A 13,581-nucleotide genomic window follows, 5' to 3' on the forward strand; every position below is an offset into this window, starting at 1 on the left:
CCGGCGGCGGTGGCGGTGGTCCCGGCGGCGGTGGCGGTGGTCCCGGCGGCGGTGGCGGTGGTCCCGGCGGCGGTGGCGGTGGTCCCGGCGGCGGTGGCGGCCCTGGCAGATAACTGCCAACAGAAACGGCCGCCGCGCCCTGAATCGTGCGCCGGATCGCCGGTCCGTCAGGGCGTCACGTCACGATCTCTCACGGCGCCTATTTCGCCTTCATTCAGATAGGCACGAACCTTGGCCGAGCAACTGCCAACGGCCTTGACGGCTGCACGCAACTCCGCTTCGGTGCAGCCCAGACTCATTGCCCAATCGCAGATCTCATCGTCGTGCTCAAGCGAGATGAGGTTGCCGACGGCCTTCACGGCCTCGCGCAATTCCTCTTCGGTGCAGCCCAGGCTCATCGCCCGCTCGCGGATCTCATGGTCCTGTTCGAGCGAGATGAACTTGCGCTCGTAGCCCGTCGTGGTGGTGTCGTCAGCCATTGGATCTCCCGTTGTTTTAAGCGACTTTCAATCGAATGAAGGCCGCCGAGGTAGACCGTCGACGCTTTTGGCTGAGGGCGACTTTCCTACAGCAGGGTCTTGCGAACATTCTCTCGGTCAACCACCCAAGCCCAACTGCTCGCAAGCGGCCGCTCGACCTGTTCGTTACGCCCTACAACTGGCAGAAGATCAGCTTCATCGCCGAATCGTTCCTCGTGTAGTTGGGCCCGGGCCGTGTGAAGACCTCGTCGAGCAGCACGAGGTCTTGCATCTTCGCCACGTCGAACAAGGGCTCGCGCTGGGCGCCGCCCTCGATCTGGTGCACGCGAAGCAGTTCCGTCCCCTTGGCACCGACGCCGTAGCACTGGGGCTCGGCCAGACGCGTTCGGCCGTGGTAAGAGAAACGCAGTCTTCGCTTCTCCAGGATCGATTGGGCGATGACGGGATTCATGGTCCTGGCTCGGCCGACACTACTTGCGCGCAAACAGCGGCTGCTCGAAATGCGCGACGCGCGTGGTGCGCCCGGCGATGCACAGCTCGCGGAACTGGTAGAGGAAAGCCGCCGTCGGCGCCGCGATCCAGGTGTCTCCGACCGGCATGCGCAGCACCGGGTGCACGCTGTCCTCGATGGGATCGAGCAGCGGCGCATCCGCACGCATGAACTCGGCGACGGGGATGCGATGGATGCTGGCGACCTCCGCTTCGCTCGGCACCAGCTCGCGTGCGGCACCTCCCCAGACGACGACCGGCGTGATCGCGAAGCCGGAGCGGGTGACGAAATCGTCGAGCCGGCCGAGGATCGCGCTCTCGTCGAGCTCGAGGCCGACTTCCTCGTGCAGTTCGCGCAGCGCGGCCTGTTCCGGCGACTCGTCGCCGTCGATGCTGCCGCCGGGCAGCGCCCACTGGCTTGCGTGGTTGCGCATGTGGGACGGGCGCCGGGTCAGGAGCACCGCGGCGTCGCGGCTCCACGTTGCAGGTGCGCGAAGCCCCGGCAGCGCTGCGCCGGTGCCTTCCTCGACGATCGCCAGGGCGACGGCCGCACGCCGGGAGCCGGGCAAGGCGCTCAGTGCCTGCCGCTCGAAGCTGCGAAGCCGTCCGGCGATCAGGGCATGCAGCGTGTCATCGAGCAGCATCGATCACTCCCGAGGTTCCAGCGCGGCCAGCAGCTGCGCCAGTCGCGCATCGAGCGCCGCCAGGTCCGCCGACTTGATCGACGCAAGCAGGCGCTGCTCGTTGTCCACGTGCGCCTCCACGGCGCGATCGATCAGCTTCAGGCCGGCGGGCGTGAGCTGCACCAGCGTGCTGCGCGCGTCCTCGCGGCTGGCCAGGCGCTTCACGAGGCCGCGGGATTCGAGCCCCTTGAGTCGATGCGTCATGGTGCCCGAGCTGATCATGAGCGACGAGAAGAGGGCGGTCGGCGCCAGGCAGTAGGGCGCGCCGGAGCGCCGCAGCGTGGCCAGCACGTCGAATTCCCAGCGCGTCATGCCGAAGTCCGAGAAGCACCGGTCGAGCTCGCGCTGCAGCAACGCCGCGCAGCGCTTGATGCGGCCGATGGTGCCCATCGCGCCCACGTCCAGGTCCGGCCGCTCGCGGCGCCACTGATCGAGGATCGCGTCCACCGCGTCCGCCGGCCGCTTCTTCGCACCCATCGGCAAAGCCCCATTTGTCTTGAAGTCAAGATTATCTGCTAGGCTCCATTTATCTTGAACTGAAGACAAATTCGATGCGCATTGCACAAGGCTCCATCGCCTGGACCGACGTCCTCCTGACCGGCCTGGCCCCGGCGATCTGGGGCTCGACCTACATCGTCGCTACCGAGCTGCTGCCGCCCGACCGGCCCTTCACCGCGGCCCTGCTGCGCGCACTGCCGGCCGGGCTGCTGCTGGCGCTGTACTGCCGCCGCCTGCCGGCACGCGGCGAGTGGGGCCGACTGATCGTGCTGTCCGCGCTCAACATCGGCTTCTTCCAGGCGCTGCTCTTCGTCGCCGCCTACCGGCTGCCCGGCGGACTGGCGGCGGTGGTCGGTGCGATCCAGCCGCTGCTGGTGATGGGCCTCGCCTGGGCGCTCGACCAGCGCCGGCCGCCGCAGCTGGCGGTCGCCGCCGCGCTGCTGGGCATCGCCGGCATGGCGGCCCTGCTGCTGTCGCCGGGCACGGTGTGGGATCCGGTCGGCATCGCCGCGGCCCTGGCCGGCGCGGCCTGCATGGCGGCCGGCACCTACCTCACGCGACGCTGGCAGCCCGCGATGCCGGTGCTGGCGCTCACCGGCTGGCAATTGCTGCTGGGCGGACTGATCCTTGCGCCCATGGCCTGGGCCATCGATCCGCCGCTGCCGGTGCTGAGCCGCACGCACATCGCGGCCTATGCCTATCTCTCGATCGTGGGCGCCTTGCTGGCCTATGCGCTGTGGTTCCGCGGCATCGCGCGGCTGTCGCCGGTGGCGGTGTCATCGCTCGGGCTGCTGAGCCCGCTGACCGCGGTGATCCTGGGCTGGGCGCTGCTGGGCCAGGCGATGCGCGGCCTGTCGCTCGTCGGGCTGGTCGCGGTGCTGGCCAGCATCCTGGCCGTGCAATGGGCCATGAGCCGCCGGGCCCTTCCCAAGGCGAACACCGCAGCGCGCAGCGCGGAGGTGACTTAATGAGCCCGCGTTGCAGGACCCGCGCTGAGTTCAGCTCTCTTCGACGAAGGCTTCCTCGCGCTTGGCCTTGACCGACGGCATGAGCACGATCACGAGCAGCAGCGCCGCCGCGATCAACAGGCCGGCCGAGATCGGACGCGTGACGAACACGCTCCAGGTGCCGCGCGAGAGCAAGAGCGCGCGCCGCAGGTTCTCTTCCATCATCGGCCCGAGGATAAGCCCCAGCAGCAGCGGCGCCGGCTCGCAGCCGAGCTTGATGAAGGCGTAGCCCACGATGCCGAAGACCGCAACCATCCAGACGTCGAAGGTGTTGTTGTTGGTCGAATACACGCCGATCGCGCAGAACAGCACGATGGCGGGGAACAGCCAGCGGTAGGGAATGGACAGGAACTTGATCCAGATGCCGATCAGCGGCAGGTTCAAGATCACGAGCATCGCGTTGCCGATCCACATCGAGGCGATCAGGCCCCAGAACAGCTCGGGGTTGCTGGTCATCACCTGCGGACCGGGCTGGATGTTGTGGATGGTCATCGCGCCGACCATTAGCGCCATCACCGGGTTGCCCGGAATGCCCAGCGTCAGCAGCGGGATGAAGGAGGTCTGCGCGCCGGCATTGTTCGCGGACTCGGGCCCGGCCACGCCGCGGATGTTGCCTTGTCCGAACGGAATTTCTCCCTGCTTGAGCTTGAGTTTCTTCTCGAGCGTGTAGGAGGCGAAGGCCGACAGCAGCGAGCCGCCGCCCGGCAGGATGCCGAGCGAGCAGCCCAGCGTCGTTCCGCGCAGGATCGCCGGCACGATGTTCTTGAAATCTTCCCGGGTCGGCCAGAGCCCATGCACTTCGGCCGTGTAGACCTGTCGATCTTCTTCGGGCTTCGACAGGTTCGAGATGATCTCGCCATAGCCGAACACGCCCATCGCGATCGCGATGAAGCTGATGCCGTCGGTGAGCTCGGGGATGTCGAAGCTGTAGCGCGCCACGCCCGAGTTCACGTCGGTGCCGACCAGGCCCAGCAGCAGGCCGAGGATGATCATGCAGATGGCCTTGAGCAGCGAGCCCGAGGCCAGCACCACCGCGCCGATCAGGCCCAGCACCATCAGCGAGAAGTACTCGGCCGGGCCGAACTTGAAGGCCAGCTCGGTCAAGGGCGGCGCGAAGGCGGCCAGCACCAGCGTGGCCACGCTGCCGGCGAAGAAGGAGCCCAGCCCGGCGGTCGCGAGCGCCGCCCCGGCCCGGCCGCGCTTGGCCATCTGGTGCCCGTCGATCACCGTCACGACCGAGGACGATTCGCCCGGGAGGTTGACCAGGATCGCGGTGGTGGAGCCGCCGTACTGCGAGCCGTAGTAGATGCCCGCCAGCATGATCAGCGCGGCCACCGGCGGCAGCGCGTAGGTCACGGGCAGCAGCATCGCGATGGTGGGCACGGGCCCGATGCCGGGCAGCACCCCGATCAGCGTGCCCAGCAGGCAGCCGACGAAGGCATAGGCGAGGTTCTGCAGCGTGAAGGCGGCTCCGAAGCCGAGCGCCAGATTGTCGAGAAGTTCCATGGTGCTTTCGCTCTCAGCCGCTGACGAAGGTGGGCCAGACCTGGAACTGCAGGCTGAGGCCGAGGATGAAGGTGAGGTAGCTGCCGATGGCCAGCACGGTCGCGAGGATCAGCGCCGACTTGATCGGGAAGTTCTTGGCGGCGCGGCTCGCGACGAGCACCAGCGCATAGATGGCGGCGATCAACCCCATCGCCGGCAATCCGATGGAGGGCAGGCCGCCGAGCAGCACGCCGAAAACCAGATTGGCGCCGATGATGAGCGCGAGCGGCTTCCAGGCGATCCTGCCGATCGGCTCGCCGTCGGCGGTGTCGACGGTCACGGCACTCGCGATGACCAGCAGCCCCAGCAAGGCCAGCAGCGTGCCGAGCATGAGCGGGAAGTAGCCGGGGCCCATGCGGGCGCCGGTGCCGATGTTGTAGTTGGTGGCGCCGATGGCGAAGGCGGCGCCGACGGCGCAGAACATCAGGCCAGAGAAGAGGTCCTTTTGACTCTTGATCTTCATGAATGGATTTCCGTGAGATGAAGCGTTGGAACAAGCCAGCGGCCGGAACCCGGGGGGCACCGGGCAGCCGAGGTCGTTGCGGGCGTGCGCCGGCAACGACCACGCGAGCGCGCACACCGAAGCCATCGAAGCGCGGCCCATTTACATCATGCTATGAGGTTTTATACATCACATCATGAGTAATTACCCTGCCGGCGGGCGCGATCGGCTTGCTACATTCGGCGCATGGAAGAGGAGCAGGTCACCAAGCAGCGCCTGGAAGCGCTTTCCGAGTTCAGGTTCAGGCTGCGCAGCTTTCTGCGTTTCAGCGAGGACGCGGCGCGCGATGCCGGCATCACCGTGCTGCAGTACCAGCTGCTGCTCCATACGCAGGGATTCCCGGGCCGTGAATGGGCCACGGTGAGCGAGATCGCCGAGCGCCTGCAGGCGCAGCCGCATGGCGTGGTCGCGCTGGTCTCGCGCTGCGAGGAGGCCGGGCTGGTGCGGCGCAAGCCGAGCACCGTGGACCGGCGCCAGGTCGAGGTGCACCTGCTGCCCAAGGGCCGCAGGACGCTGGCCAAGCTCGCGACCGCGCATGCGGACGAGCTCGAGGAGCTGGCCGAGGCGGTGCGGCTCGCGAGCGGCCTGCGCGGCGTCGGCGCCAAGCCGTAAAGCGCCCGCGTCCGGGCGCAGCTCAGGCCAGGAGCGTATCGAGCAGCCGCGCCACGTGCAGCGCTTCGCGCTGCGCGCCGTCGGCGATCTGGTGGCGGCAGCTGGTGCCGTCGGCGACGATGATGGCGTCGGGGTTCTTGCGCACCGCGGGAAGCAGGCTGGCCTCGGCCATCTGCATCGACACTTCGTAGTGCGAGGCCTCGTAGCCGAAGCTGCCGGCCATGCCGCAGCAGGAGCTTTCGATCAGCTCCGGCTTTGCATCGGGAATGAGCCCCAGCACATCGAGGATCGGGTTCACGGCGCCGAAGGCCTTCTGGTGGCAGTGGCCGTGCAGCAGGATCGGCTTGCCCGCCGGCTTGAGCGCCAGCTTGAAGCGGCCGGCCTTGGCCTCGCGCGCGATGAACTCCTCGAACAGCAGCGCTTCCTTCGCGACCGTTTCGGCCTTCGCGCCCAGGCCCATCACCAGCGTTTCGTCGCGCAGCGTCAGCAGGCAGGAGGGCTCGAGGCCGACGATCGCGACGCCGGCCTCGGCCAGCGGCAGCAGCGCATCGACGAGCGCGCCGGCGCGGGCCTTGGCCTCGTCCACCATGCCGCTCGCGAGATAGGTGCGGCCGCAGCAGTGGTGGCCGCCGTCCTTCTCGACCGTGTGCAGCAGGTAGCCCGCGGCCTTGAGGACGCGCGCCGCGGCGAAGGCGTTCTCGCTTTCGAAGGTGCCGTTGAAGGTGTCGACGAACAGCACCGCGACCTTGCGTCCCACGCAGGCGGCGGCAATGGCCATGTCGCGGTTCACGAACATCGATGCATCCTCGGCGCGCCAGAAGGTGTCGCTGCGCCATGCGGGCAGCGAGCGCTTGGCCGAGAGGCCCAGCAGCCGCTCGCCGAGCCAGGCCGCGCCCGGCACGCGGTTGCGCAGGTTCATGAGCCAGGGGAAGCGGCTCGCGGCGTGCGCGTAGTCGGGCAGCCTCGCGATCAGCCGGTCCTTGAGCGTGTGGCCATGTCTCTTCTTGTAGTGGGCCAGGAACTCGATCTTCATCTTCGCCATGTCGACCCCGGTCGGGCAGTCGCGCTTGCAGCCTTTGCAGGAGACGCAGAGGTCCATCGTTTCGTACATGGCCTCGCTGGTGAAGGCCTCGGGGCCGAGCTGGCCGGAGACCGCGAGGCGCAGCGTGTTGGCACGGCCGCGCGTGAGGTGCTTTTCGTCGCGCGTGGCGCGGTAGCTGGGGCACATGGTGCCGGCGTCGAACTTGCGGCAGTGGCCGTTGTTGTTGCACATCTCCACCGCCTTGGCGAAGCCGCCGGTGGCGTCGCCGCCGGTGCCGGGCGCAGTGGTCTCCTCCGTCACCGGATCGGCCTGCACGTTCCAAGCCGACCAGTCGAGCACGGGCACGAGTGGGATGCGCCTGTAGGGCCGCGGCGCCGACGGCGGCGCGAAGCGGAACAGGGCGCCGTCGTCCATCTTCGGCGGGTCGATGATCTTGCCGGGGTTGAAGAGGTCGATCGGGTCCAGCTTGTTCTTGATGGCGCGGAAGGCCTCGTTGATCGCGGGGCCGAACTGCCATTCGATCCATTCGCCGCGGCACAGGCCGTCGCCGTGCTCGCCGCTGAAGGCGCCCTTGTACTTGCGCACCAGCTCGCTCGCCTCTTCGGCGATGGCGCGCATCTTCGCGGCGCCGTCGGTGCGCATGTCGAGGATCGGGCGCACGTGCAGCGTGCCGACCGAGGCATGCGCATACCAGGTGCCGCGGGTGCCGTGCTTCGCGAACACCGCGGTCAGGCCGTCGGTGTACTCGGCCAGGTGCTCGAGCGGCACCGCGCAGTCCTCGATGAAGCTCACCGGTTTGCCGTCGCCCTTGAGGCTCATCATGATGTTGAGGCCGGCCTTGCGCACTTCCCACAGGTTCTTCTGCGCCGCGTCGTCGGGCATCTGCACCACGCTGCCGCGCAGGCCGAGGTCGCCCATCAGGTCGGCCAGGTCCTTCAGCTTCGGCAGCAGCCAGGCCTTCTCGCTGCCCGAGAACTCGACCAGGAGGATGGCGGCGGGCCGGCCGATCAGCGCGGTCTCGACGGTGGACTTGAAGGCCGGGTTCGCGAGGCTCAGCTGGATCATCGTGCGGTCGACCAGCTCGACCGCGGTCGGCCCCAGCTTCACGATGTGCTGCGCCGCATCCATCGCGGCATGGAAGCTCGGAAAGTTGACGATGCCGAGCACCTTGGCGCGCGGCAGCTCCGAGAGCTTGAGCGTCAGGCTGCGCGTGTAGGCCAGCGTGCCCTCGGCGCCGATCAGCAGATGCGCAAGATTGACGCTGCCGTCCTGCGTGTAGGGCTTCTCGCTCTGGTTGTCGAAGATGTCCAGGTTGTAGCCGGCGACGCGCCGCATCACCTTGGGCCAGCGCTCGGCGATCTCGCTGCGGTGCTGACGCGCGAGCTGCTGCACGTGCAGCGCGATGTCGCTTGCGCGCGCGCCGAGCGCCGAGACCGGGCCGAAGTCGACCAGCTCGCCGTCGGACAGCCAGGCGCTGGCGCCCGCCACGTTGTGGACCATGTTGCCGTAGGCGATGGAGCGCGAGCCGCAGGAGTTGTTGCCGGCCATGCCGCCCAGCGTGGCCTGTGCGCTGGTCGAGACGTCGACCGGGAACCAGAGCCCATGCGGCTTGAGCTGCGCATTGAGATGGTCGAGCACGATGCCCGGCTCCACCGTGGCGCGGCGTGCCTGGACATCGAGATCGAGCAGGCGCCGGAAGTACTTGCTGTTGTCGATGACCAGCGCGGCGCCCGTGGTCTGGCCGCACTGGCTGGTGCCGCCGCCGCGCGCGAGCACCGGCACCTTGAGATCGCGCGCGATGTCGATCGCCGTCGCGATGTCGCGCTCGGTCTTCGGCACCAGCACGCCGGCCGGCATGATCTGGTAGATCGAGGCGTCGGTCGCGTAGCGGCCGCGCGAGGCGGCGTCGAACAGCACCTCGCCCTCGGTCTCGGCGGCCAGGCGCCGTGCCAGCGCCTCGCACGTTTCGTTGGGCGGCAGGACGGTGCCGGCTGGCTGGAGATGGCTTGCGGGCTCGATGCGCATGAGTTCCGATTCAGTTCTTCGCCGTCTGGATCTTGGCCGGATAGATCTCGCCCGCGCGCAGCAGCTCCAGCACGGTGTCGCGCTTGCGGTTGAGGTGCTCGATCATCAGCGTGCGCATCGCGGCCGCGTCGTGCGCGGCCAGGGCCTCGACCATGCGCTCGTGCTCGGCCACCGCGTTCTTCCACTTGGCCTCGTTCTGGTTGGTGCGAAAGCGCAGCGACTGCACGCGGGCGTTGATCGAACGGTAGGTGCTCGCGAGTACCGGGTTGCGCGCCGCGTCGTTGATCGCGGTATGGATGCGCGCGTTGATGCGGTAGTAGCCCGAGAGGTCGCGGCGCGCGAAGCAGGCCATCATTTCGTAGTGCAGCGCGCGCAGCTCGGCGAGCTCCTCGTCGGTGATGCGCCGGGCCGCGAGTTCGCCCGACATGCCCTCGAGCGCGGCGAGCAGCTCGAAGGTGTTGATCACGTCCGCCTCGGTGAGCTTGACGGCCACCGCGCCGCGGTTCGGCAGCAGGTCCACCAGGCCCTCGGCCGCCAGCAGCTTGATGGCCTCGCGCAGCGGCGTGCGGGAGACGCGCAACTGCGCGCTGAGCTCGCGCTCGTTGAGCTTGGCGCCGGGGGCGATCTGGCCTTCGACCAGCATGGTGCGCAGCCGCGAGGCCACCTGGTCATGCAGCGCGAGGCGGGAGATTTCAATGATTTCGGCCATGGAATGCATTTTGAATGCAAATAGTGACCCACTCAATCGAGGTGACTAGGGGTTACCGAGCACAACAGATTGATTTTTGCATGCAAAACTGAAAAAGAAAGGACAGTCTCGCATGCTTCAACTCGACTTCCATCCCACCGGCAGGCACTTCCTGCAGATCCCCGGCCCGAGCCCGGTGCCCGACCGCATCCTGCGGGCCATGAGCCTGCCCACCATCGACCACCGCGGCCCCGAGTTCGGCGTGCTCGGGCTGCAGGTGCTCTCGGGCATCAAGAAGATCTTCAAGACGAAGCATCCGGTCGTCATCTACCCCTCCTCGGGCACCGGCGCCTGGGAAGCGGCGCTCGCCAACACGCTGAGCCCCGGCGACCACGTGCTGATGTACGAGACCGGCCACTTCGCCTCGCTGTGGCAGAAGATGGCAACGCGCCTGGGCCTCACGACCGAGTTCCTGGCCTGGTCGGGCAGCGACGAGCATCTGCCGCATGCGCCGAGCTGGCGCCGCGGCGTGCAGGCCGACGTGATCGAGGCGCGCCTCGCCAAGGACACGGAGAAGAAGATCAAGGCCGTGTGCGTGGTGCACAACGAGACCTCGACCGGCGTCACTTCCGACATCGCCGCCGTCCGCAAGGCCATCGACGCGGCGGGCCATCCGGCGCTCTTGATGGTGGACAGCATCTCGGGCCTTGCGAGCGCCGATTTCCGCCACGATGAGTGGGGCGTGGACGTCACGATCAGCGGCTCGCAGAAGGGCCTGATGCTGCCGCCGGGCATCAGCTTCAACGCGCTCTCGCCGCGCGCGCTGGAAGCATCGAAGAGCGCCAAGCTGCCGCGCGCCTTCTGGGCCTGGGACGAGATCGTGGAGATGAACAAGGACGGCTACTGGCCCTACACGCCCAACACCAACCTGCTCTACGGCCTGGCCGAGTCGCTGGACATGCTGCTCGGCGAAGGCCTGGACAAGGTGTTCGCGCGGCACCAGCGCTGGGCCGCCGGCGTGCGCGCCGCGGTCGAGGCCTGGGGCCTGCCGATCCAGTGCGCGGACCCGGCCGTGTACTCGCCGGTGCTGACCGGCGTGATCACGCCCGAGGGGGTCGATGCGGATGCGCTGCGGCGCCTGATCCACCAGCGCTTCGACCTCTCGCTCGGCACGGGACTCGGCAAGCTCAAGGGCCGCATGTTCCGCATGGGCCACCTGGGCGACAGCAACGACCTCACGCTGGTCGCGATGGTGGCCGGCGTCGAGATGGGACTGAAGCTCTCGGGCGTGAAGCTCGCGGCGAGCGGCGTGCAGGCCACGATGGACCACTTCGCGAGCCACGCGGCGCCGGCGGCATTGCAGAAGGCCGCCTGAGCCCATTCATTCACCCAAAAGGAGACCGACAGATGCAACGACGTTCCCTCATCCAGGCCGCGGGCGCGGCCGCGGCGGTCACGCTCGGCGTGCCGCGCGTGTTCGCACAGGAATGGCCCAACGGACCGGTGCGCATCGTGGTCGGCTTTCCGCCGGGCGGCGGCACCGATGCGCTGGCGCGCGTGGTGGCGACCAAGCTGTCGACGATGTGGAACCAGTCGGTCATCGTCGAGAACAAGGGCGGCGTGGCGGGCGTGCTCGCGGCCGAGTACGTCTCCACGCAGCCGAGCGACGGCAGCACGCTGCTGATGGCGCACATCAACAGCCATGCGCTCGCCCCCACCCTGCAGCCCAAGCTGCGCTACAGCGTGGAACGCGACTTCGTGCCCATCGTGCTGGTCGGCGTCACGCCCAACCTGCTGATCGCGAGCCCGACGCAGAAAGCGGTGACGGTGAAGGACATCGTGGCGCTCTGCAGCGCGGAGCCGGGCAAGGTGAGCTTCGGCTCGGCCGGTGCTGGCTCGGCGCAGCACCTGGCACTGGAGATGTTCAAGCTGCAGGCCAAGGTCGATGCGCTGCACGTGCCCTACAAGGGCAGCGGGCCGCTGCTGGCGGACCTCATGGGCAGCCAGATCCAGTACAGCTTCGAAACCATGACCGCGGCCACGCCGCATGTGAAGAGCGGCAAGGTGATCGGCGTGGCGCAGACGCGCATGAAGCGCGCCAAGGGCCACCCGGCCATTCCGACCATGCAGGAGCAGGGCTTCGACGGCTTCGAGGCCACCACCTGGTACGGCCTCGCCGGCCCCGGCAAGCTGCCGGCCGGCATCGCCGACAAGATCAACCGCGACGTCAACACGGTGCTCGCGATGCCCGACGTGCAGGAACGGCTCGACACCTACGGCGCCGAGGACGGCGGCGGCTCGCGCGAGAAGTTCAGGCAGTTCATCGCCAGCGAGATCACGAAATGGGCCAAGGTCGTCAAGGACGGCAAGGTCAAGGTCGACGCATGACGGGGCTGGCAGAGGCGCTGGCCTCGGCCTGGCGCGAGGGCCGCGCGCTGGAGGCCGTCGCATGGCAAGACAGCGTGAGCGATGCCGCAGGGGCCTACCGCGTGCAGGAGCACGTGGCGGCGGCGATGGGGTGGTTCGACGATGCGGCCGTGCCGGGCCACTGGAAATCGGGCGGCCCCTCGCGCGACGCCGCGCTCACGCATGCGCCGTTGCCGCCGGCCGGCGTGCGCGCGAGCCCCGCGCAATTCGCAGACATGCACTTCAACGCGCCGGGCATCGAGGCCGAGATCGCATTGCGGCTGGGCGAAAGCGTGACGCCCGAACGCGCTGCGGCGCTCACGCCGCAGAACGCTTCAGCAGTGGTCGATGCGATGGCCGTCTCGATCGAAATCGTCGACTCGCGCTGGAAGGACCCGGCGCAGGCGTCGGCCTGGCTGCGTCTCGCCGATCAGCAGTCGCACGGCGCGCTGGTGCTCGGCACATGGATTCCCTACGCCGCGCGCGACTGGGCGGCGCAACGCTGCGAGACGCGCATCGGCGCGCGCGAGCCGGTGCTGCGCACCGGGACCCATCCGCTGGGCGACCCCGTCTGGCTGCTGCCGGTCTGGCTCCAGCACGCGACGCGCGACGGCACCACGGTACCCGCCGGCACCGTGGTCACGACGGGTTCGTGGGTCGGCGTGCTGCCGGTTGCGCGCGGCGAGGCTGTGGCCGTCGAATTTCCCGGCATCGGTCGCGCCGAGGCCAGGCTCTGAGACCCCCCTTGCTCAGCCCAGCTCGAAGCTCGTGATGCCGTAGAGGCGCTGCAGCTCGCAGGCCGGCGCAGGTCCTGCGTACATGCGTGCCGTCTCGAACACGCTGCGCAAGCCTTCGGCCCGTGCCAGCGCCAATGCGTCGGCATTGGGCACGGGCACGTCGAGGTAGACGATGTCGCCCTCCGGCACGCTGTCGCACAGCGCGGCATAGAGGGCGCTCGCGACCGACGGGCTGTCCGCCGCCAGCGGGCCGATCTTGTGGCCCTCGCGGCAGCGCCGCACCAGGCCCCATCCGGCGAGCCAGCCCTGTTCCATCCACGCCAAGCCGGTCGCGTCAGGCACCGCGATCCAGGCGCGCAGGAAGGCCTCGCGCGGCGCCGGAAAGATGCGGCGGTCGTCGGCGCAGAGTGCCGCGAAGTCAACTTCGCCAAGCCCGACGATCGGCGCGTCCCCGGTGCGGGCGGTGCGCCGGGCCGCGCCGGCGAAACGGATGTTCTGCCATGCCAGCGAAAAGCCGCTCTTGCGGTAGTTGTGCTGCTGCGCGGGCACGCCGTCGAGCCCGACTACATGGCCCGCCAGGCGCGCCATGCCCTTGGCCCAGAGCCGGCGGCCGATGCCGCGTCCGCGCCAGTCCGGTGCCACGATGTACAGGCCGATGAAGCCGAAGCGCCCCACATAGGAGACGGCGCCGATGCAGCCGACCGCCTCGCCTCGATGCTCAGCGACCAGGAAGCCGCCCGGGTCCGCCGCGTGGAAGCATCCGGCGTCGTGCAGCCCCGGGTTCCAGCCCTCGCGCGCAGCGAACTCGATGACGAGCGGCATCTCGCTCTGCCGCAGGGTGCGGATCGCGATGTCCATTCAGTGCCCG

At 68.7% G+C, this 13,581-nt stretch carries 14 protein-coding genes; 5 read left to right on the forward strand and 9 right to left on the reverse strand.

Translation table 11 applies throughout. The features are described 5' to 3' along the window. Positions 1-167 precede the first annotated feature (167 nt). The 4 genes from AC3A6B_RS22285 to AC3A6B_RS22300 all read right to left on the reverse strand — a co-directional run bounded on the left by AC3A6B_RS22285 (position 168) and on the right by AC3A6B_RS22300 (position 2,128). Positions 168-479, reverse strand: coding sequence for a DUF3606 domain-containing protein (locus tag AC3A6B_RS22285; protein ID WP_487838831.1), 312 nt, complete (start codon positions 477-479; stop codon positions 168-170). 172 nt (positions 480-651) lie between these two features. Then, positions 652-930: a WYL domain-containing protein gene (locus AC3A6B_RS22290; RefSeq protein WP_487838832.1), complete on the reverse strand. Its 279-nt coding sequence runs from the start codon at positions 928-930 to the stop codon at positions 652-654. 19 nt (positions 931-949) lie between these two features. Further along, positions 950-1,612, reverse strand: a complete 663-nt coding sequence (locus AC3A6B_RS22295) for an NUDIX hydrolase (RefSeq protein WP_487838833.1) — start codon at positions 1,610-1,612, stop codon at positions 950-952. A 3-nt stretch (positions 1,613-1,615) separates the two neighbouring features. Continuing rightward, positions 1,616-2,128: a MarR family winged helix-turn-helix transcriptional regulator gene (locus AC3A6B_RS22300; protein WP_487838834.1), complete on the reverse strand. Its 513-nt coding sequence runs from the start codon at positions 2,126-2,128 to the stop codon at positions 1,616-1,618. 74 nt (positions 2,129-2,202) lie between these two features. Between AC3A6B_RS22300 and AC3A6B_RS22305 the strand changes: the two genes are divergently transcribed. Continuing rightward, positions 2,203-3,117: an EamA family transporter gene (locus AC3A6B_RS22305; RefSeq protein WP_487838835.1), complete on the forward strand. Its 915-nt coding sequence runs from the start codon at positions 2,203-2,205 to the stop codon at positions 3,115-3,117. A gap of 30 nt (positions 3,118-3,147) precedes the next feature. On the opposite strand, the gene AC3A6B_RS22310 is transcribed toward AC3A6B_RS22305, so the two are convergent. Both AC3A6B_RS22310 and AC3A6B_RS22315 read right to left on the reverse strand, forming a co-directional pair. Then, positions 3,148-4,662, reverse strand: coding sequence for a tripartite tricarboxylate transporter permease (locus AC3A6B_RS22310; protein ID WP_487838836.1), 1,515 nt, complete (start codon positions 4,660-4,662; stop codon positions 3,148-3,150). A 13-nt stretch (positions 4,663-4,675) separates the two neighbouring features. After that, positions 4,676-5,164, reverse strand: a complete 489-nt coding sequence (locus tag AC3A6B_RS22315) for a tripartite tricarboxylate transporter TctB family protein (protein ID WP_487838837.1) — start codon at positions 5,162-5,164, stop codon at positions 4,676-4,678. Positions 5,165-5,389: 225 nt separating this feature from the next. Between AC3A6B_RS22315 and AC3A6B_RS22320 the strand changes: the two genes are divergently transcribed. Further along, positions 5,390-5,815 (forward strand): MarR family winged helix-turn-helix transcriptional regulator, encoded by a 426-nt coding sequence (locus AC3A6B_RS22320; protein ID WP_487838838.1) that lies wholly within the window; start codon positions 5,390-5,392, stop codon positions 5,813-5,815. Between the two features lie 22 nt (positions 5,816-5,837). Here the strand turns inward: AC3A6B_RS22320 and AC3A6B_RS22325 are convergent, their stop codons facing one another. Continuing rightward, on the reverse strand, positions 5,838-8,882 hold the full coding sequence (locus tag AC3A6B_RS22325; protein ID WP_487838839.1) for an FAD-binding and (Fe-S)-binding domain-containing protein: 3,045 nt from the start codon (positions 8,880-8,882) through the stop codon (positions 5,838-5,840). A 10-nt stretch (positions 8,883-8,892) separates the two neighbouring features. Continuing rightward, on the reverse strand, positions 8,893-9,591 hold the full coding sequence (locus AC3A6B_RS22330) for a GntR family transcriptional regulator (RefSeq protein WP_487838840.1): 699 nt from the start codon (positions 9,589-9,591) through the stop codon (positions 8,893-8,895). A gap of 112 nt (positions 9,592-9,703) precedes the next feature. Here AC3A6B_RS22330 and AC3A6B_RS22335 point away from each other — a divergent pair, with 112 nt between their 5' ends. From AC3A6B_RS22335 to AC3A6B_RS22345, 3 genes are read left to right on the forward strand one after another with little or no spacing between them, the layout of a single operon-like run. After that, positions 9,704-10,945, forward strand: coding sequence for a pyridoxal-phosphate-dependent aminotransferase family protein (locus AC3A6B_RS22335; protein WP_487838841.1), 1,242 nt, complete (start codon positions 9,704-9,706; stop codon positions 10,943-10,945). Between the two features lie 32 nt (positions 10,946-10,977). After that, positions 10,978-11,958 carry a tripartite tricarboxylate transporter substrate binding protein gene (locus tag AC3A6B_RS22340; protein WP_487838842.1) on the forward strand — a complete coding sequence of 327 codons (981 nt, stop codon included), beginning with the start codon at positions 10,978-10,980 and terminating at the stop codon, positions 11,956-11,958. Then, positions 11,955-12,713, forward strand: coding sequence for a fumarylacetoacetate hydrolase family protein (locus AC3A6B_RS22345; protein ID WP_487838843.1), 759 nt, complete (start codon positions 11,955-11,957; stop codon positions 12,711-12,713). The genes AC3A6B_RS22340 and AC3A6B_RS22345 overlap by 4 nt, the downstream gene beginning before the upstream one ends. 12 nt (positions 12,714-12,725) lie before the next feature. Here AC3A6B_RS22345 and AC3A6B_RS22350 read toward each other — a convergent pair whose 3' ends face one another. Further along, a complete protein-coding gene (locus AC3A6B_RS22350; protein ID WP_487838844.1) occupies positions 12,726-13,571 on the reverse strand; it encodes a GNAT family N-acetyltransferase in 846 nt (281 codons plus the stop codon). Positions 13,572-13,581: the final 10 nt, after the last annotated feature.

Source organism: Variovorax sp. Soil_C_33 (assembly GCF_057656935.1).

Coding starts and splice junctions, on each gene's coding strand:
- AC3A6B_RS22285 (WP_487838831.1), bottom strand. CDS start 479: ATGGCTGACGACACCACCACGACGGGCTACGAGCGCAAGTTCATCTCG.
- AC3A6B_RS22290 (WP_487838832.1), bottom strand. CDS start 930: ATGAATCCCGTCATCGCCCAATCGATCCTGGAGAAGCGAAGACTGCGT.
- AC3A6B_RS22295 (WP_487838833.1), bottom strand. CDS start 1,612: ATGCTGCTCGATGACACGCTGCATGCCCTGATCGCCGGACGGCTTCGC.
- AC3A6B_RS22300 (WP_487838834.1), bottom strand. CDS start 2,128: ATGGGTGCGAAGAAGCGGCCGGCGGACGCGGTGGACGCGATCCTCGAT.
- AC3A6B_RS22305 (WP_487838835.1), top strand. CDS start 2,203: ATGCGCATTGCACAAGGCTCCATCGCCTGGACCGACGTCCTCCTGACC.
- AC3A6B_RS22310 (WP_487838836.1), bottom strand. CDS start 4,662: ATGGAACTTCTCGACAATCTGGCGCTCGGCTTCGGAGCCGCCTTCACG.
- AC3A6B_RS22315 (WP_487838837.1), bottom strand. CDS start 5,164: ATGAAGATCAAGAGTCAAAAGGACCTCTTCTCTGGCCTGATGTTCTGC.
- AC3A6B_RS22320 (WP_487838838.1), top strand. CDS start 5,390: ATGGAAGAGGAGCAGGTCACCAAGCAGCGCCTGGAAGCGCTTTCCGAG.
- AC3A6B_RS22325 (WP_487838839.1), bottom strand. CDS start 8,882: ATGCGCATCGAGCCCGCAAGCCATCTCCAGCCAGCCGGCACCGTCCTG.
- AC3A6B_RS22330 (WP_487838840.1), bottom strand. CDS start 9,591: ATGGCCGAAATCATTGAAATCTCCCGCCTCGCGCTGCATGACCAGGTG.
- AC3A6B_RS22335 (WP_487838841.1), top strand. CDS start 9,704: ATGCTTCAACTCGACTTCCATCCCACCGGCAGGCACTTCCTGCAGATC.
- AC3A6B_RS22340 (WP_487838842.1), top strand. CDS start 10,978: ATGCAACGACGTTCCCTCATCCAGGCCGCGGGCGCGGCCGCGGCGGTC.
- AC3A6B_RS22345 (WP_487838843.1), top strand. CDS start 11,955: ATGACGGGGCTGGCAGAGGCGCTGGCCTCGGCCTGGCGCGAGGGCCGC.
- AC3A6B_RS22350 (WP_487838844.1), bottom strand. CDS start 13,571: ATGGACATCGCGATCCGCACCCTGCGGCAGAGCGAGATGCCGCTCGTC.